Source organism: Streptoverticillium reticulum (genome assembly GCF_047456005.1).
GTDB classification, from domain to species: domain Bacteria; phylum Actinomycetota; class Actinomycetes; order Streptomycetales; family Streptomycetaceae; genus Streptomyces; species Streptomyces reticulum.
Map to the genome: position 1 here is coordinate 6,203,419 of NZ_CP179755.1, position 18,144 is coordinate 6,221,562.

An 18,144-nucleotide genomic window follows, 5' to 3' on the forward strand; every position below is an offset into this window, starting at 1 on the left:
GCGATGCGGGCGTACGCGCGACTGGCCCGGGGGTGCCGCCCCCGGGGCTGCCGTGCGCCCGCGCGGCGCGTGCTGGGACGGCGCGTGCGGTACCACATCGGCTGTGAGCCGGGACAGATCAACGGACGGCGATGGCGGCAGTCGGCTGCTTCGTAGCCGATCCCTGCCCGAAATCCAGTCGTCAGCCATCCCAGGAGACAGCCATGTCCTCCGAGTTCTTCGTTCCCGACCCCGAGGGTCAAGTCCCCACTCCCGAAGGCTACTTCGGGGCGTTCGGCGGCAAGTTCATCCCCGAGGCCCTCGTCGCCGCCGTCGACGAGGTGGCCGCCGAGTACGAGAAGGCCAAGGCCGACCCGGCCTTCGCCGCCGAGCTCAACGACCTGATGGTCAACTACACCGGGCGCCCCAGCGCCCTCACCGAGGTGCCGCGCTTCGCCGAACACGCGGGCGGCGCCCGGGTGTTCCTCAAGCGCGAGGACCTCAACCACACCGGCTCCCACAAGATCAACAACGTCCTCGGCCAGGCCCTGCTCACCAAGCGCATGGGCAAGACCCGCGTCATCGCCGAGACGGGCGCCGGCCAGCACGGCGTCGCCACCGCCACCGCCTGCGCGCTCTTCGGCCTCGAGTGCACCATCTACATGGGCGAGGTCGACACCAGGCGCCAGGCGCTGAACGTCGCCCGGATGCGGATGCTCGGCGCCGAGGTCATCGCGGTCACGTCCGGCAGCCGCACGCTGAAGGACGCCATCAACGAGGCCTTCCGCGACTGGGTCGCCAACGTCGACCGCACGCACTACCTGTTCGGCACGGTCGCCGGACCGCACCCCTTCCCGGCCCTGGTGCGCGACTTCCACCGCGTCATCGGCGTCGAGGCGCGCCGCCAGATCCTGGAGCGCGCCGGCCGGCTGCCGGACGCCGCCCTCGCCTGCGTCGGCGGCGGCTCCAACGCCATCGGCCTCTTCCACGCGTTCCTCCCCGACGCCGGCGTCCGCCTCGTCGGCTGCGAGCCGGGCGGCCACGGCGTGCCGACCGGCGAGCACGCCGCCACCCTCACCGCCGGCACCCCCGGCATCCTGCACGGCTCGCGCAGCTACGTCCTGCAGGACGAGGACGGCCAGATCACCGAGCCGTACTCGATCTCGGCCGGCCTGGACTACCCCGGCATCGGCCCGGAGCACTCGTACCTGAAGGACATCGGCCGCGCCGAGTACCGCGCCGTCACCGACGACGAGGCCATGCAGGCGCTGCGCCTGCTGTCCCGCACCGAGGGCATCATCCCGGCCATCGAGAGCGCGCACGCCCTCGCGGGCGCGCTCGAGGTCGGCCGCGAACTGGGCCCGGAGGGCCTGCTCCTGGTCAACCTCTCCGGGCGCGGCGACAAGGACATGGACACGGCGGCCCGCTACTTCGGGCTGTACGACAACGAGACCGAGGGGGCGAAGTGATGGCCGGAAACCTGGAGTTGCTGAGCGACGTCATCGCCCGGGCGAAGGCGGAGAACCGCGCCGCCCTCGTCGGCTACCTGCCCGCCGGCTTCCCGACCGTCGACGACGGCGTGCGCGCCGTCACCGCGATGATCGAGGGCGGCTGCGACATCGTCGAGATCGGGCTGCCGCACAGCGACCCGGTCCTGGACGGCCCGGTCATCCAGACCGCCGACGACATCGCCCTGCGGGGCGGGGTGCGGATCACGGACGTCATCGACACCGTCCGCCGGGCGCACAAGGCATCCGGTGCACCCATTTTGTGCATGACGTACTGGAACCCGGTCGACCGCTACGGCACCGAGCGGTTCGCCGCGGACCTCGCCGCCGCCGGGGGAGCGGGCTGCATCCTGCCCGACCTCCCGGTCGAGGAGTCCGAGGTGTGGCGCAAGGCCGCCGAACAGCACGGCCTGGCCACGGTGTTCGTGGTCGCGCCGAGCAGCCGCGACGAACGCCTCGCCAAGATCACCGCGGCGGGCAGCGGCTTCGTCTACGCCGCCTCGCTCATGGGCGTCACCGGCACCCGGGAGTCCGTCGGCCGCGAGGCCGAGGACCTGGTGCGGCGCACCCGCGCCGTCACCGACCTGCCGGTCTGTGTCGGCCTGGGCGTCTCCAACGCCCGGCAGGCGGCGGAGGTGGCCCGGTTCGCGGACGGCGTGATCGTCGGCTCGGCCTTCGTCAAGCGCCTGCTGGACGCACCGGACCTGGAGTCGGGCCTGGCCGCGGTGCGCACCCTCGCGGGTGAACTGGCGGAGGGCGTGCGCAAGCGCGCGTAACTCGTTCGAAGGAACCGGCGGCCGGGGGAGTCCTGAGGGACTCCCCCGGTTCGTTGTAACCGGACGTGAGCCAGAAGAACAGCGACGGAAAGCGCAGCGCCCGCGAGCGCCTGCAGGAACAGCGCCGGATCGAAGAGTCCCGCGCCAAGCGCAAGCGGACCCTGATCGCCGCTGTCGTGGTGGTGGCGGTCCTCGGCGCGGGCGCCGGCATCGCGGCCCTGGTGGCCAACTCGGGCAAGAAGAAGCAGGGCACCGGCGCCTCCGGCCCGCTCGTCGCCCCCCAGAGCGCCATGGGCAAGGACAATCTGGCCATCCCGGTCGGCGAGCAGGGGGCCAAGGCCACGCTCGCCGTCTACGAGGACTTCCGCTGCCCCGCGTGCGGCCAGTTCGAGAACGGCTACCGCGAGACGGTCAACGACCTGGAGAAAAAGGGCCAGCTGAAGGCCGAGTACCACATCGTCACACTCATCGACAAGAACCTCGGCGGCACGGGTTCGCTGAACGCCGCGAACGCGGCGGCCTGTGCGCAGGACGTGGGCATGTTCAAGGCGTACCACGACACGCTGTACATGAACCAGCCGCAGGAGACGGACGACCAGTTCGCGAAGAAGTCGCGCCTGCTGGAACTGGCCGACAAGGTCAAGGATTTGAACACGGCGGAGTTCAAGGGGTGCGTGGACAGTGGCACGCACAACAGCTGGGTGAAGAAGTCCCAGCAGTCGTTCAGCGCATCGGCGTACAAGGCGACGCCGACGGTTCTGCTCAACGGCAAGAGCATTTACGCGGACCCGGCGAATCCGCTGACCCCGGCGAAGCTGCGGGAGATGGTGGCGGGGGCGCAGAAGGGGTGACGTCGGCCGAGCGGAGTGAGTGAGTCCGGCAGCGGAAACCCCGAATTTCCGGACGCAGGATTGAGGGTTTCCGCTGTCGGAGGCAACTGCTCCGCTCGGCCGGGTTCAGCCGGCCGACACCGTCTTGAGCGCCAGCGCCCGCAGCGGTGCGATGCGGGCGCGGGCCGTGCCGAAGTAGACCGCGTTCGTGCAGACGACCAAGTAGCGGCCCGCCTCCGGGTGGAGGTAGAGGCTGGTGCCGGTGAAGCCGTGGTGGTAGGCGACCTGGCCGTGGCTGTTGAGGGCCCAGGACAGGCCGCGTTCCAGGCCTGGTTCGATTTCGGCCTGCGGGACCAGGCTCGCGTGCAGCCACTCGCCCAGGGCGGACGATCGGTGGCCGTGGGACGTCAGCAGGCGCTCCGCGTAGCTCGCGAGGTCGGCGGGGGTGGAGAAGACGCCCGCGTGGCCTGCGATGCCGCCCAGCAGGCCGGCGTTGTCGTCGTGCGCGGCGCCCCAGATGCGGGGTGCGCCGGGCAGGCGCTGTTCGGTCGGGGCGACGTGTGCGCTGCGTGAGACGGGGCCGTAGACCGTGGACGTCATGCCCAGCCCGTGCCACATCTCGGCCGCGAGCTCGTCGAGGCGTCTCGCGTGGATGTGGGCGAGGGCCAGGCCCAGGAGGATGTAGCCGCGGTTGATGTAGCGGTGGGTGCCGGGGGCGTCCTCGAGCGGCTCGCGGCAAAGGAGTTCGTGCAGTGGGGCGTTGGCGCCCCGGTAGTGGTCCAGGCGGGTGGAGGCGCGCAGGCCCGACGTGTGGGCGAGCAGCTGCCGGATCGTCGACTCGCCGCCGGGTGCCTCGCCGCTCATCGCGGGGAGCGCGTCGCGGACGGGCGCGTCGAGGTCGAGCAGCCCGGCGTCGACGGCGCGGCCGACGAGGAGCCAGGTGGCGACGACCTTGGTGAGGGAGGCGAGGTCGTAGACCGTGTGCTCGTCCGGAGCGGCGTCCCCGCACTCGGGGGCGACCACGCCCGCGTTGACGACGTGCCGGTTCCCGTCGGCGGTGCCGGCGACGATGACGCCGCCGGGGGTCGCCCCGGCGGCGACCACGTCGGCCAGGGCCTCGCGGAGGCGGGTGATGTCGTCGGGGGTGAACGGTGCGGGCATGGGGGCCTCCGGGGGCGGTGAGCGGTGTGGTGGTGTCTGCCCTCAGAGTGGCGATTCCGGTGGGTCGCCGAGGGGAGCCGCGCCGGTGGCGCTGCGCTGATGCTGCTGGGGAATGCCCACTTGTCCGGCGGCGACGATCCCCGCAAAGGCGCGGTACGAAATCTTCGTCGTACTCGTATGGCGGGGAGGATCTGAGACCACGGCCGACGGCACGCCCCGTACGTCTACAGTTGCCGGTCATCCGGTAAGTCCTTTGATCCGAGCAATACGAGAGAGTGTGCGGTGACATCCGAATCACCCCTGCCCGACGACATCTGGGAGCGCTTCGCCCAGGACACCGAGCGCTCCATCCGCGAGTCCGCCCCCAAGGAGCCGTCCGCGCGGGCCCGTATGGTCACCGAGCGGCTGCGGCAGGAGGACGAGAAGCGGCAGAAGGAGTCGGGCGGCCGCAAGTGGCGCAAGGGGGCGGCCCCGCGGCAGCCCGACGGCTGGCGCACCGGGCCCGCGTGGCAGGAGACGAACGGGCGGGCTGCGCGGAAGAAGCGGGTTCTCGGCGGCATAGGCGTCGTGGCCGCCGCCGCGGTCACGGTGTTCGTCGTCAACCCCGGCATGGTCGTCTCCTGGCTTCCCGGCGGCTCGCACAAGAAGACGGCCGCCCCTCTGCCTGCCGAGACCGCGCGCCCCACCGGGGCTCCCGGCGCGGCCTCCGGTGCCCCGACCCTCAGCCGGCCCTTCGCCGGGTCGCCGGCCGAGCAGTACGCCGACGGTGCGGCCGGCATCGTCGTGCCCGAGGCCGCGTCTGTGGGCACGATGTCCAAGGAGCAGGTCGCCTCCGCCCTTGCCGCGACCAAGGACTTCCTCGTCGCTGCCAACCTCGACCCCGCGACCGTCCGCGGTGGACGCCCGGAGGCGGCGATCGCTCTCGTCGATCCGCAACAGGGCGATGTGGTCAGTGAGATGAACACCGCTCTGAGCAAGCCCGACCGGAACCACGACCCGCTCCACTTCTTCAGCCGGTTCGACCCGAACGAAGTGAAAATGGTGGGGGACGTCGTCAAGACCCGGGGGCGGATGACGTTCAAGGAGGGCCGGGACGGCTCGGTGGCTGTGCATGCCGACTACACCTTCGTCTATCCGCTGACGAAGGAGGCGGAGGGATCCCGGGAAGTGGAGCGCACCATCGTGCGCCGGGTCGTGGACACCGAGGTTCTCGATCCCGGCCGCTTTCAGGTGACGGCAGGAAAACTGACCCTCACCTCGTTCCAGGTGAACTTCGCCAACTCCGGGTGCGGTGTCTACGACGGGTTCCTGCACCCGGAATTCGGCACGAGGAGTCGTCGAGAACCCGACGCGACCGGTTCTCCTGTCGATCCCTACGACCGCAGTCACGAACTGGACAGCAGCGGCGGCCAGTGCGGGACCGCCACACGGACGTGAACCGGCCGGGGCGGGATTCTTCGGCTGCAGGCCTCAGCCGTCGGTGGCCGACTCCGCAAGGATTCGCCGCATGGCGGACAGCTCGTCCTGCTGCGTGCGGCTCAGCCGGTTCCAGACGGCGCCCTGCAGCCAGGCCGTGAGTTCGGGCGTCGCGTGGTATTCGTCCATGGCGCCGAGGCGGAGGTCCTCCATTCCCCACTCCGCATTCCAGTCGTCGACCAGATCCTCCAAGTGCTGATCCGCCGCCGGCGTCAGCGTGTTGGACCAGATGTCGAGCCACGGCTTCAGCGTCCCCGTGCTGGCGGCGATGACTCGCACAGCATCGCCGACCGGCGCCGTGCTGGGGAACCGGTGCAGAGTGGCTCGCAGCCATGCGTGCCAGAGGTCGGTCACAGCGTCCCGTTGCGGGGCGGGCCACTGCTGCCAGCCTGCTTCCAGAAGTCGTGTGGCGAGCACGTCCGGAAAGACATGGAGCTCGTCCATGACGGCGGCGCGCAGGATCCGGGGCGTCATCCGGCGGAACAGCCGGGGGAAGTCGCTCCAATGGCTGGGGACTTCGAGCACGGTCGCCACGACCAAGCCGTCCGGCACGAGGTGTACCGGGCCGGACAGGACCTCGAAGTCCTCCTCGCCGTAGCACTGCGTGCAGCCACGGAGCGTAAAGGGCTCAGGCGAGAAGAACTGCTCGTCCAGTAAGTCGAGTGCGGACTGCAGTTGCTGAAAAGGGTCGGTCAACGCCAACCTGCCGAGGACTCCCGCCGGCGGACCGGCGAAGAGCGCAACATTACCCGAACGGGAGTTCACTCGGCAGTACTCGAGAACCACGGATTCCCGCCCAGCGCCCACACCGACACATGCCGCACCCCCATTCGCCCCAGCAACGCCAGCCGCGTGTCCATCGCCGCCCCGTCCATGGCGTCGTACAGCACCCCACCACCGCTCCAGCGGATCTCGCCCGAACCCGGGTCGCGGCGTTGCCGTATCACCGCCGCGTCGTCCGACCAGCCCGGCCGCTTGCGGAGCTCGGACACCGGAACGCTGTCCTGGATCTTCTTCGTGTCGCACGGGTCCGGTGCGCTGAAGCCGTACGAGGGCAGGCCGATGACGAGCCTGTCCTTGTCCGGTATCTGCGACTGTGCGTATCTGACCGCCTCGCGTACCCACGCCTCCGGGGCGATCGCCCAGCAGCGTTCGCCGGCCGGGGTGGCGAAGACGCGGCCGTAGGCCATGACGGTCAGCTGGTCCACGCCCGTCCCCATCACCTTTGCGAAGTTGAACGGCGAGTCGCCGTCGTGCAGTTCGGCCGGGGCGTCCACCTGGAGTTTCAGGCCCGCGGCGTGCAGGCTGCGGGCCAGCTCGGACAGGAACGTCTCGTAGTCGGCCTCGTCCTCCTCCGACCAGTTCCAGAAGTCCTCGAAGTCCACGTCCACGCCCGTGAAGCCGGTGCGGCGGGCGAGGTCCGTCATTTTCCCGATCGCCGTGGCGCGGCGATCCGCATTTCCCGCCAGTGCTGCCACCGTGCTGCGGTCCATCGCCGAGACCGTCGTGTACTGCTGCGCCGAATGCGCCTTCACATCCGCCGCGTTCGCCTCGCTGAAGCCGTTGCAGGGGGCATCGGCGTCGGTCGTGTGGAGGGCCAGGGTGCCCTCCGGATTCACCTTCCAGTACTCGGGTTTGAGGACTCCCTCGCGCAGCCGCCCGTCCCGGTACTCGGCCGGAGCCTCGCACGTCGGCTCCCCGGTCGAGCCTGGATAGATCCACGCCTGCAGGGCGGGTCTCGGGGGCTCGTCTTCCCGGGAAGAGGGCGTCGCGCAGGATGCGAGGCCCGCGGCGAGGGCGATCGCCGCGGTCATGCGCAGGGCTGGATGGCGAAGAGCTATGGGCATGTGTCTAGAGTTACCGCGCCCACTCGGCAAGATCCCCCCAGATCCCCCGGACAGAAAGAAACATGCGGTGACCGACGAATCATCCGAGCACGACAGACCCGCCCGCAGCCGCCGGATTCTCCGCAATGTCGGGACCGGGGCCGGTCTTGCCGTTGCGGCGGTGATCGCCTTCAATCCCGGTGACGTTCTCTCCCGGCTTCCCGGAAGCGTGGAGAAGACGGAGAAGGCCGCGAAGGCGGCCAAGCATCACGGTCAGCCTCCGGCCACCTTCGCCCACCCGTTCGCCGGGTCGCCGGCCGAGAAGTACGCCGACGGCGCTGCCGGGATCGTCATTCCTCAGGCCGCTCCCGTCGGCACGTTGACGAAGGAGCAGGTCGCCGACGCCCTGGAGCTGACCAAGAAGTTCCTCGTCGCCGCCAATCTCGACCCCGCGGTCATACGTGGTGAACGGCCTCAGACGGCTATCGATCTGGTCGAACCCCACCAGAAGAACACGATCGCGGACATGAGTGCTTCCCTCGCCTCGCCCGACCAGAAGCACGACCCCCTCCAGTTCTTCAGCCGCTTCGACCCGCACGAAGTGCGCCTGGCGGGCGGGACCGTCAAGACGCACGGGCGGATGACCTTCGAGGCGGGGAGCAAGAAGGGGTCCGTCCTCATCCACTCCGACTTCACCTTCGTCTACCCGGTCACGAAGGCCCCGACGGCCTCGAAGTCCGCGAACGCGTCCGCGAAGCCGCCGAAACCGCCGAAGCCGTCCGCCGAAGTGGCGCGCACCGTCGTGCGGCGCGTCATCGACACCGAGGTCTTCGACCCCGATCACTACACCGTGGCCCCGGGCACGGTGGACCTGCACTCCGTCCAGATGAACGTCGGCAACACCCGCTGCGGCGTCCACGACGGCTTCCTGCATCCCCACTTCCGCTCCGAGCACCGGAGCGCGGCGGACAAGCCCTCCGGCGAGGCCGTCGATCCCTACGATCAGAGCCGCCAACTGCCCGACAGTCGGCAGTGCAATCGGACCACCCGCACCTAGGGCGTGTCCGATGGGTCAGCACAGGCCCCGCGACGCTCCCCCAGCACCGGACGCCGCGGGGCCCGCACTGACCCATCGGACACGCCCTAGCTCAGTCCTCACACCTGCGCCGCAGGCCCGGTGCGTGGTCACCCGCCGGTGGTCCAGGAGCCCGGCCGCGGCGAGCACGTACGTGCCGGTACAGACGGACGCGACGCGGCGGCTGCGTCCGGCCGGGCCGGCCGCCCCGTCGCCATTGTCAGGCCGCACGCCACCCGGCGCCGAGGGCGCCCGGTTCGATGCCGTGGAGAAGCGGAGCGAACGCGTGTCCGGCGTCCATCGAGTCGCCCTCCACGACCGCCAGTTCGTATCGTTCCTGCACCGCCTCACCAACCCGGGTGATGCTGCAGCCCAGTCACTGCCCAGCGGATACCTCAGACCATACGATCACCCGCCATGGCTCAACACCCCCTGCCGCGTCCCTGGTCGGACGTCGACGCCAGCAACGACCCCGCTCACCTTGTGGACACCCTGCGGCGGCGCGCGGGGTCCTCCTTCCACTCCGGCTATAAACAGCGCCTGCGGGAGCTGCTCCGTGCCCGGCCCGGGCAGCGGTTCCTCGACGTCGGTGCCGGGACCGGCGAGACCGTGCTCGCCCTGGCCGCCGAGAGCGGGGCGCAGGCCGTCGCCGCCGACCTGTCGCTGACCATGGCCGGTGCGATGCGGGCGGACGGGGTCCGCGGGCCCGTCGTGGCCGACGCCCACCATCTCCCTTTCCGGAAGGGGAGTTTCGACGGCGCCTGGGCCGATCTCGTGCTGCAGCACGTGGCCGACCCCGCCCGGGTCGTCGACGAGATGCTGCGGGTCGTGCGGCCCGGCGGGCGGGTCGTGCTGGCCGCCATCGACTACGGGACCCAGGTACTGGACATCGGGACGCCGGACCTCGCCCGCCGGATCCTGCGGCTGCGCGTCGACCCGGGCGTGCGCGGCGGGGCGCTCGCGCACCACCACCCCGGCATGCTGGCCGAGCGCGGTCTGCGGGAGGTCGCCGTCGAGGCGCACGCGCTCGTCGTGCGCGACCCCCGGACCGTCGACCACGTCCTCGGCATCCGCGACTGGGCCCGCACGGCCGCCGATCAAGGGCACATCACGTCCGCCGAGGCCACGGACTTCACCGCGCATTTCGATCATGCGGCCGCCACCGGGCGGTTCACCTATGCCGTGACGTTCTTTCTCACCTCCGCCACGCGATCGTGACCGCGGGGCCACGGTGAGTGCAGAGGGTGACGGGCGCCCTGGGACTCGGACGCCGCACAGGGTAGGTTCGTAGCTGTCATGGAACTCGCATACATTCCCAGCCCCTCGACCGGCGTGGTCCACCTGGGACCGATTCCGCTGCGCGGCTATGCCTTCTGCATCATCATCGGCGTCTTCGTCGCGGTCTGGCTCGGCAACCGGCGCTGGATCGCGCGCGGCGGGCGGGCCGGGACCGTGGCCGACATCGCCGTGTGGGCGGTGCCCTTCGGTCTCGTCGGCGGCCGGCTCTATCACGTGATCACCGACTACGAGCTGTACTTCAGCCCCGGTCGGAACTGGGTCGACGCCTTCAAGATCTGGGAGGGCGGCCTCGGTATCTGGGGCGCCGTCGCGCTCGGTGCGGTCGGTGCCTGGATCGGCTGCCGCCGCCGCGGCATCCCGCTGCCCGCCTACGCGGACGCCATCGCGCCGGGCATCGCCGTGGCCCAGGCCATCGGGCGCTGGGGCAACTGGTTCAACCAGGAGCTCTACGGCCGCCCGACCGATCTGCCGTGGGCGCTGAAGATCGACGCCAACCCCGCGATCGGGCGCGTGGCGGGCACGTACCACCCGACGTTCCTGTACGAGTCGCTGTGGTGCCTCGGCGTCGCCGCCCTCGTCATCTGGGCCGACCGCCGCTTCACGCTCGGCCACGGGCGGGCCTTCGCGGTCTACGTCGCCGCGTACACCGTCGGCCGGTTCTGGATCGAGTACCTGCGCGTGGACGACGCGCACCACGTGCTGGGCCTGCGGCTCAACGACTGGACGTCGATCCTGGTCTTCCTGGCCGCCGTCGCGTACATCGTCGTCTCGCTGAAGCGGTCGCCCGGGCGCGAGCCCGTCGTGGAGCCCGCCGCCCTCGACGAGGGCAACGTCGACGGGGGAGCCTCCGGGGGTGCCACGCCGGCGCCCGCCGACAAGAAGCTCTGACGCAAGTCCGCATGCGCCGTCCGTGGCCGGTCCGGTTCCCCCGGGCCGGCCACAGACGTTCTCGGACGTAAACCCCCAGGTCAGGCAGGCCTTCCTTGCTAGCGGATCACCCCGCTCGTGCGTACCTTCGACTCATGAGAGGGGTGGGCGTACGGGCCTGTGCCCCGTGGAAGGGAGCCCCCGAAGATCATGGCCGTCCTCGACACCGCTGCAGCCACGCACATAGCGCACCGTGACAATCACACCCACCGTGACGTCAACGGCGGCTGGCTGCGGCCCGCCGTGTTCGGGGCCATGGACGGTCTGGTCTCCAACGTCTCGCTGATGAGCGGCGTCGCGGGCGGCAGCTCCTCCTCGAGCGCCATCGTGATCGCCGGGCTGGCGGGCCTCGCCGCCGGTGCGTTCTCCATGGCGGCCGGCGAGTACACCTCCGTCGCCTCGCAGCGCGAACTCGTCCTCGCCGAGCTGGACATCGAGCGCAGCGAGCTTCGCAAGCACCCCGTCGACGAGCTGGAGGAGCTCGCCGCGCTCTACGAGTCGCGGGGCGTCGAGCCGAAGCTGGCCCGCGAGGTCGCCCGGCAGCTCTCGCGCGACCCCGAGCAGGCGCTGGAGATCCACGCCCGCGAGGAGCTCGGCATCGACCCCTCCGACCTGCCCTCGCCGATGGTGGCCGCCGCCTCGTCGTTCGGTTCCTTCGCCCTCGGTGCGCTGCTGCCCCTGCTGCCGTACCTGCTGGGCGCCACGCAGCTGTGGCCGGCCGTTCTGCTGGCGCTGCTGGGGCTCTTCGGCTGCGGCGCCGTGGTGGCCCGGGTAACGGCGCGGTCCTGGTGGTTCAGCGGGCTGCGGCAGCTGGTACTGGGCGGTGCCGCGGCCGGCGTGACGTATCTCCTGGGTCTTGCCTTCGGTACGGCCGTGGGGTAATGCTTATGCGGGCTTCCGCATAATGCACACGTAACATCGCGGTTTCAAGCCCTCCGCATCCGGGCACAATCCCGGAACGCAGCGCGGGCAATGCCGCCCGCGGGCGTGCGTCCGGTGTCTCCGGGCCTGGTGATCCCACGGTTGCGGAGCACCGCTTCTCCCGGCTCCTGCGGTGCGCATGGTCCACATCGTGGACCGCACCTTCCGCTTTTCGAGAAGCGGGTCATCCTGTAATCTGCACGAAATTTTCTCGCGGAGGGCCAGCGTCGTCCCTCGGCACATGCACACGTCATGACTGCCAAGACGACGACGGGAGCGCCGATGCGCCACGCATCCCACCCCGCCCAGCAGGGGATGTACGACCCGCGCAACGAGCACGACGCCTGTGGCGTGGGCTTCGTCGCGACTCTCACCGGCGAGGCGAGCCACGCCCTCGTGGAACAGGCGCTCACCGTCCTGCGCAACCTGGAGCACCGCGGCGCCACCGGCTCCGAGCCCGACTCCGGCGACGGCGCGGGCATCCTGATACAGGTCCCCGACGCCTTCCTGCGGGAGTCCGTCCCCTTCGCGCTCCCCGAGGCCGGCTCGTACGCCGTCGGCATCGCCTTCCTGCCGGCGGACGCCGGTGCCGCGGACGCCGCCGTCTCGCGGATCGAGACCATCGCCGCCGAGGAGGGGCTCGCCGTCCTCGGCTGGCGCGAGGTCCCCGTCGCGCCCGGCCTGCTGGGCAACAGCGCCCGCGCCACGATGCCGGACTTCCGGCAGCTGTTCGTTTCCGACAAGCACAGCGTCGCGGACCGCGATGGCGCGGACAGCGGGATCGCCCTCGACCGCAGGGCCTTCGTGCTGCGCAAGCGCGCCGAGCGCGAGGCCGGCGTCTACTTCCCCTCGCTCTCCGCCCGCACCCTCGTCTACAAGGGCATGCTCACCACCGCGCAGTTGGAGCCGTTCTTCCCGGACCTCTCCGACCGCCGCTGCGCCACGGCCATCGCGCTCGTCCACTCGCGCTTCTCCACCAACACCTTCCCCTCCTGGCCGCTCGCCCACCCCTACCGCTTCGTCGCCCACAACGGTGAGATCAACACCGTGCAGGGCAACCGCAACTGGATGCGGGCACGCGAATCCCAGCTGGGCTCCGAGCTGTTCGGCTCCGACGAGAAGGCGCTGGAGCGGACCTTCCCCGTCTGCACCCCCGACGCCTCCGACTCCGCCTCCTTCGACGAGGTCCTGGAGCTGCTGCACCTCGGCGGGCGTTCGCTGCCGCACAGCGTGCTGATGATGATCCCCGAGGCCTGGGAGAACCACGCCTCCATGGACCCGGCCCGGCGCGCCTTCTACCAGTACCACTCCACGCTGATGGAGCCCTGGGACGGCCCGGCCTGTGTCACCTTCACCGACGGCACCGTCGTCGGCGCCGTTCTCGACCGCAACGGCCTGCGCCCCGGCCGGTACTGGGTCACCGACGACGGCCTGGTCGTACTCTCCTCCGAGGTCGGTGTCCTGGACCTCGACCCCGCCAAGGTCGTCCGCAAGGGACGGCTGCAGCCCGGCCGGATGTTCCTCGTGGACACCGCCGAGCACCGCATCATCGAGGACGACGAGATCAAGGCCTCCCTCGCGGCCGAACAGCCTTACCAGGAATGGCTGGAGGCCGGTCTGATCGACCTCGGCGAGCTGCCCGAGCGCGAGCACATCGTGCACACCCACGCCTCGGTCACCCGCCGCCAGCAGACCTTCGGCTACACCGAGGAGGAGCTGCGCGTCATCCTCGCGCCGATGGCGGGGTCCGGTGCGGAGCCGATCGGTTCGATGGGCACGGACTCGCCCATCGCCGCGCTCTCCGAGCGCCCGCGGCTGCTCTTCGACTACTTCACCCAGCTCTTCGCGCAGGTCACCAACCCGCCGCTGGACGCCATCCGCGAGGAGCTCGTCACCTCGCTGGTCTCCTCGCTGGGGCCGCAGGGCAACCTGCTGGAGCCGACCGCGGCCTCCTGTCGCAGCGTCACCCTGCCCTTCCCGGTGATCGACAACGACGAGCTCGCCAAGCTCATCCACATCAACGCCGACGGGGACCTGCCGGGGCTCAAGGCCGTCACCCTCTCCGGCCTGTACCGGGTGAGCGGCGGCGGCGAGGCGCTCGCCGCCCGGCTGGAGGAGATGTGCGCCGAGGCCGACGCCGCCATCGCGGCCGGCGCCCGGCTGATCGTCCTGTCCGACCGGCACTCCGACGCCGAGCATGCACCGATCCCCTCGCTGCTGCTCACCTCCGCCATCCACCACCACCTCATCCGCACCAGGCAGCGCACCCACGTGGGCCTGCTGGTCGAGGCGGGCGACGTGCGCGAGGTGCACCACGTCGCGCTGCTCATCGGCTACGGGGCCGCGGCCGTCAACCCGTACCTGGCCATGGAGTCCGTCGAGGACCTGGTCCGTGCAGGGACGTTCCTGCCGGGCGCCGACCCCGAGACCGCCATCCGCAACCTGATCAAGGCCCTCGGCAAGGGCGTGCTCAAGGTGATGTCCAAGATGGGCATCTCCACCGTCGCCTCCTACCGCGGCGCCCAGGTCTTCGAGGCCGTCGGCCTCGACGAGGCATTCGTCGACACCTACTTCCACGGCACCACCACCAAGATCGGCGGTGCGGGCCTGGACGTCGTCGCGAAGGAGGTCGCCGCCCGGCACGCCAAGGCCTACCCGGCCACCGGCATACCGGCCAACCACCGCCGGCTGGAGATCGGCGGCGAGTACCAGTGGCGCCGCGAGGGCGAGCCGCACCTCTTCGACCCGGACACCGTCTTCCGCCTCCAGCACTCCACCCGGTCCCGGCGCTACGACATCTTCAAGCAGTACACGCAGCGCGTGAACGAGCAGTCCGAGCGGCTGATGACCCTGCGCGGCCTGTTCTCCTTCGCGAGCGACCGCACCCCCGTGCCGCTGGACGAGGTCGAGCCCGTGGCCTCCCTCGTCAAGCGCTTCTCCACCGGCGCGATGTCCTACGGGTCGATCTCCCAGGAGGCCCACGAGACCCTCGCCATCGCCATGAACCGGCTGGGTGCCAAGTCCAACACCGGTGAGGGCGGCGAGGACCCCGAGCGCCTCTACGACCCCGCGCGCCGCTCCAGCATCAAGCAGGTGGCCTCCGGGCGCTTCGGCGTCACCAGCGAGTACCTGGTCAACGCCGACGACATCCAGATCAAGATGGCCCAGGGCGCCAAGCCCGGCGAGGGCGGCCAGCTGCCCGGCCACAAGGTCTACCCGTGGGTCGCGAAGACCCGGCACTCGACGCCCGGCGTCGGGCTGATCTCCCCGCCCCCGCACCACGACATCTACTCCATCGAGGACCTCGCCCAGCTCATCCACGACCTCAAGAACGCCAACCCCGCGGCCCGCATCCACGTGAAGCTGGTCTCCGAGGTCGGCGTCGGCACGGTCGCCGCGGGCGTCTCCAAGGCGCACGCCGACGTGGTCCTCATCTCCGGTCACGACGGCGGCACCGGCGCCTCGCCGCTGACCTCCCTCAAGCACGCGGGCGGCCCCTGGGAGCTGGGCCTCGCCGAGACCCAGCAGACCCTGCTGCTCAACGGGCTGCGCGACCGCATCGTCGTGCAGACCGACGGCCAGCTCAAGACCGGCCGCGACGTGGTGATCGCCGCGCTGCTCGGCGCCGAGGAGTTCGGCTTCGCCACCGCCCCGCTGGTCGTCTCCGGCTGCGTGATGATGCGCGTCTGCCACCTGGACACCTGCCCCGTCGGCATCGCCACCCAGAACCCGGTGCTGCGCGAGCGGTTCAGCGGCAAGGCCGAATTCGTCGTCAACTTCTTCGAGTTCATCGCCGAGGAGGTCCGCGAGCTCCTCGCCGAGCTCGGCTTCCGCACCCTGGAGGAGGCCGTCGGCCACGCCGAACTCCTCGACGTCACCCGCGCCGTGGGCCACTGGAAGGCCCAGGGCCTGGACCTGCAGCCGCTGCTGCACGTGCCCGAGCTGCCCGACGGCGCCGTCCGCCACTGCATCACCGACCAGGACCACGGCCTGGCCAAGGCGCTCGACAACCAGCTGATCAAGCTCGCCGCCGACGCCCTCAACGCCGTGGGCGCCGAGGAGGCCCGGCCCGTCCGCGCCCAGGTGCCCATCCGCAACATCAACCGCACCGTCGGCACCATGCTCGGCCACGAGGTCACCCGGAAGTACGGCGGCGCGGGCCTGCCCGACGACACCATCGACATCACCTTCACCGGCTCCGCGGGCCAGTCCTTCGGCGCCTTCCTGCCCCGCGGCGTCACGCTGCGCCTGGAGGGCGACGCCAACGACTACGTCGGCAAGGGCCTCTCCGGCGGCCGCATCGTCGTCCGCCCCGACCGCGGCGCCGAGCACCTCGCCGAGTACTCCACCATCGCCGGCAACACCCTCGCCTACGGCGCCACCGGCGGCGAGATGTTCCTGCGCGGCAGCGTCGGCGAGCGGTTCTGCGTCCGCAACTCCGGTGCCACCGTGGTCTCCGAGGGCGTCGGCGACCACGGCTGCGAGTACATGACCGGCGGCCGGGCCGTCGTCCTCGGGCCCACCGGCCGCAACTTCGCGGCCGGCATGTCCGGCGGCATCGCCTACGTCGTCGACCTCGACCCCGCCGACGTCAACAAGGAGCTCGCCGCCGCCGTCGGGCCCCTCGACGACGCCGACCGGGCGTGGCTGCACGACGTGGTGCGCCGCCACCAGGAGGAGACCGGCTCGACCGTCGCGGCCGCCCTCCTCGCCGACTGGGACACGGCCGCGGCCCGCTTCGGCAAGGTCATGCCGGCCACCTACAAGGCAGTGCTCGCCGCCAAGGACGCCGCCGAGCGAGCAGGTCTCTCCGAGACCGAGACCCACGAGAAGATGATGGAGGCGGCGACCCATGGCTGACCCGAAGGGCTTTCTGACCACCGACCGCGTCGTCGCCCGCACCCGCCCCGTCGAGGAGCGGGTCCGGGACTGGAACGAGGTCCACGTCCCCGGCTCCCTGCTGCCCGTCATCAGCAAGCAGGCCGGCCGCTGCATGGACTGCGGCATCCCGTTCTGCCACAACGGCTGTCCGCTGGGGAACCTCATCCCCGAGTGGAACGACTACGCCTACCGCGAGGACTGGCCCGCCGCCGCCGAACGGCTGCACGCGACCAACAACTTCCCCGAGTTCACCGGTCGGCTGTGCCCCGCACCCTGCGAGTCCGCCTGCGTGCTCGGCATCAACCAGCCGCCCGTCACCATCAAGAACGTCGAAGTCACCATCATCGACAAGGCCTGGGAGGCCGGCGGCGTCACCCCGCAGCCGCCCGAGCGGCTCTCCGGCAAGACCGTCGCCGTCATCGGCTCCGGCCCGGCCGGCCTGGCCGCCGCCCAGCAGCTCACCCGGGCCGGCCACACGGTCGCCGTCTACGAGCGCGCCGACCGCATCGGCGGCCTGCTGCGCTACGGCATCCCCGAGTTCAAGATGGAGAAGCGCCACATCAACCGCCGCATCGAGCAGATGCGGGCGGAGGGCACCAAGTTCCGCACCGAGGTGGAGATCGGCCGCGACATCGGCGCGGCCGAACTGCGCCGCCGCTACGACGCCGTGGTGATCGCCGCGGGCGCCACCACCTCCCGCGACCTGCCGGTGCCCGGGCGCGAGCTCAAGGGCGTCCACTTCGCCATGGAGTACCTGCCCGTCTCCAACAAGGTGCAGGAGGGGGACTACGTCGCCCCGACGATCACCGCCGAGGGCAAGCACGTCGTCGTCATCGGCGGCGGCGACACCGGCGCCGACTGCGTCGGCACCGCCCACCGCCAGGGCGCGGCCTCCGTCACCCAGCTGGAGATCATGCCCCGGCCCGGCGACGAGCGGAACGCGAACCAGCCCTGGCCGACCTTCCCCATGCTCTACAAGGTCACCTCGGCCCACGAGGAGGGCGGCGAGCGCATCTACTCCGTCTCCACCACGCACTTCGAAGGGGACGAGGACGGCAACGTCCAGTGGCTGCACCTGATCGAGGTGGAGTTCAAGGACGGCAAGTTGGAGCAGAAGCCCGGCACCGAGCGGCGCATCCCCGCCCAACTGGTCACCCTCGCCATGGGGTTCACCGGCACCGACCGGAAGAACGGGCTCGTCGAGCAGTTCGGCCTGGAGCTGGACGCGCGCGGCAACATCGCCCGCGACGCCGACTTCGCCACCAACGTCCCCGGCGTCTTCGTCGCAGGCGACGCCGGGCGCGGCCAGTCGCTCATCGTGTGGGCCATCGCCGAGGGCCGCTCCGCCGCCCGCGGCGTGGACCGCCACCTCACCGGGAGCAGCACCCTGCCCGCTCCCATCAGGCCGACGGACCGGGCCCTCAACGTCTGACCCGGCCCGCCGCACGCGGCGCCCGCCTCGTCCCCGACCCGGAGAGACGGGCG

15 protein-coding genes are annotated in these 18,144 nt (G+C 71.0%); 11 read left to right on the forward strand and 4 right to left on the reverse strand.

Features of this window, described 5'->3' with window-relative positions:
- Nucleotides 1-3: 3 nt before the first annotated feature.
- The 4 genes from trpM (at nt 4) to ACMATS_RS28600 (ending at nt 3,114) form a co-directional block, all read left to right on the forward strand.
- Nucleotides 4-156 carry a tryptophan biosynthesis modulator TrpM gene (gene trpM / locus ACMATS_RS28585; RefSeq protein ID WP_368857184.1) on the forward strand — a complete coding sequence of 51 codons (153 nt, stop codon included), beginning with the start codon at nt 4-6 and terminating at the stop codon, nt 154-156.
- 47 nt (nt 157-203) lie between these two features.
- Nucleotides 204-1,448 carry a tryptophan synthase subunit beta gene (gene trpB, locus ACMATS_RS28590; RefSeq protein WP_391155350.1) on the forward strand — a complete coding sequence of 415 codons (1,245 nt, stop codon included), beginning with the start codon at nt 204-206 and terminating at the stop codon, nt 1,446-1,448.
- Nucleotides 1,448-2,263 carry a tryptophan synthase subunit alpha gene (trpA, locus tag ACMATS_RS28595; protein ID WP_390777562.1) on the forward strand — a complete coding sequence of 272 codons (816 nt, stop codon included), beginning with the start codon at nt 1,448-1,450 and terminating at the stop codon, nt 2,261-2,263. Before trpB ends, trpA begins: the two co-directional genes overlap by 1 nt.
- A gap of 65 nt (nt 2,264-2,328) precedes the next feature.
- Nucleotides 2,329-3,114, forward strand: coding sequence for a DsbA family protein (locus tag ACMATS_RS28600; RefSeq protein WP_390777561.1), 786 nt, complete (start codon nt 2,329-2,331; stop codon nt 3,112-3,114).
- A gap of 105 nt (nt 3,115-3,219) precedes the next feature.
- Here the strand turns inward: ACMATS_RS28600 and ACMATS_RS28605 are convergent, their stop codons facing one another.
- The gene (locus ACMATS_RS28605) at nt 3,220-4,254 is read right to left on the reverse strand and encodes a serine hydrolase domain-containing protein (RefSeq protein ID WP_390777560.1); all 1,035 of its coding nucleotides are present in this window, start codon (nt 4,252-4,254) and stop codon (nt 3,220-3,222) included.
- Between the two features lie 282 nt (nt 4,255-4,536).
- On the opposite strand from ACMATS_RS28605, the gene ACMATS_RS28610 reads away from it, so the two are divergent.
- Nucleotides 4,537-5,691, forward strand: coding sequence for a hypothetical protein (locus ACMATS_RS28610; protein ID WP_414169531.1), 1,155 nt, complete (start codon nt 4,537-4,539; stop codon nt 5,689-5,691).
- Between the two features lie 33 nt (nt 5,692-5,724).
- Here the strand turns inward: ACMATS_RS28610 and ACMATS_RS28615 are convergent, their stop codons facing one another.
- Nucleotides 5,725-6,432, reverse strand: coding sequence for a hypothetical protein (locus ACMATS_RS28615; protein ID WP_414169532.1), 708 nt, complete (start codon nt 6,430-6,432; stop codon nt 5,725-5,727).
- A 59-nt stretch (nt 6,433-6,491) separates the two neighbouring features.
- Nucleotides 6,492-7,577: a glycosyl hydrolase family 18 protein gene (locus ACMATS_RS28620; protein WP_414169533.1), complete on the reverse strand. Its 1,086-nt coding sequence runs from the start codon at nt 7,575-7,577 to the stop codon at nt 6,492-6,494.
- Between the two features lie 67 nt (nt 7,578-7,644).
- Between ACMATS_RS28620 and ACMATS_RS28625 the strand changes: the two genes are divergently transcribed.
- Nucleotides 7,645-8,613, forward strand: a complete 969-nt coding sequence (locus ACMATS_RS28625; protein ID WP_414169534.1) for a hypothetical protein — start codon at nt 7,645-7,647, stop codon at nt 8,611-8,613.
- Between the two features lie 238 nt (nt 8,614-8,851).
- Here the strand turns inward: ACMATS_RS28625 and ACMATS_RS28630 are convergent, their stop codons facing one another.
- Nucleotides 8,852-8,974 carry a hypothetical protein gene (locus tag ACMATS_RS28630; RefSeq protein ID WP_414169535.1) on the reverse strand — a complete coding sequence of 41 codons (123 nt, stop codon included), beginning with the start codon at nt 8,972-8,974 and terminating at the stop codon, nt 8,852-8,854.
- Nucleotides 8,975-9,048: 74 nt separating this feature from the next.
- Between ACMATS_RS28630 and ACMATS_RS28635 the strand changes: the two genes are divergently transcribed.
- The 5 genes from ACMATS_RS28635 (at nt 9,049) to ACMATS_RS28655 (ending at nt 18,091) form a co-directional block, all read left to right on the forward strand.
- On the forward strand, nt 9,049-9,849 hold the full coding sequence (locus tag ACMATS_RS28635) for a methyltransferase domain-containing protein (RefSeq protein WP_390777555.1): 801 nt from the start codon (nt 9,049-9,051) through the stop codon (nt 9,847-9,849).
- A gap of 78 nt (nt 9,850-9,927) precedes the next feature.
- Nucleotides 9,928-10,818, forward strand: coding sequence for a prolipoprotein diacylglyceryl transferase (gene lgt / locus ACMATS_RS28640; RefSeq protein ID WP_390777554.1), 891 nt, complete (start codon nt 9,928-9,930; stop codon nt 10,816-10,818).
- Between the two features lie 189 nt (nt 10,819-11,007).
- Nucleotides 11,008-11,739 (forward strand): VIT1/CCC1 transporter family protein, encoded by a 732-nt coding sequence (locus ACMATS_RS28645; protein WP_390777553.1) that lies wholly within the window; start codon nt 11,008-11,010, stop codon nt 11,737-11,739.
- A 321-nt stretch (nt 11,740-12,060) separates the two neighbouring features.
- Nucleotides 12,061-16,638, forward strand: coding sequence for a glutamate synthase large subunit (gene gltB, locus ACMATS_RS28650; protein WP_414170814.1), 4,578 nt, complete (start codon nt 12,061-12,063; stop codon nt 16,636-16,638).
- A complete protein-coding gene (locus tag ACMATS_RS28655) occupies nt 16,631-18,091 on the forward strand; it encodes a glutamate synthase subunit beta (RefSeq protein WP_414169536.1) in 1,461 nt (486 codons plus the stop codon). The genes gltB and ACMATS_RS28655 overlap by 8 nt, the downstream gene beginning before the upstream one ends.
- Nucleotides 18,092-18,144: the final 53 nt, after the last annotated feature.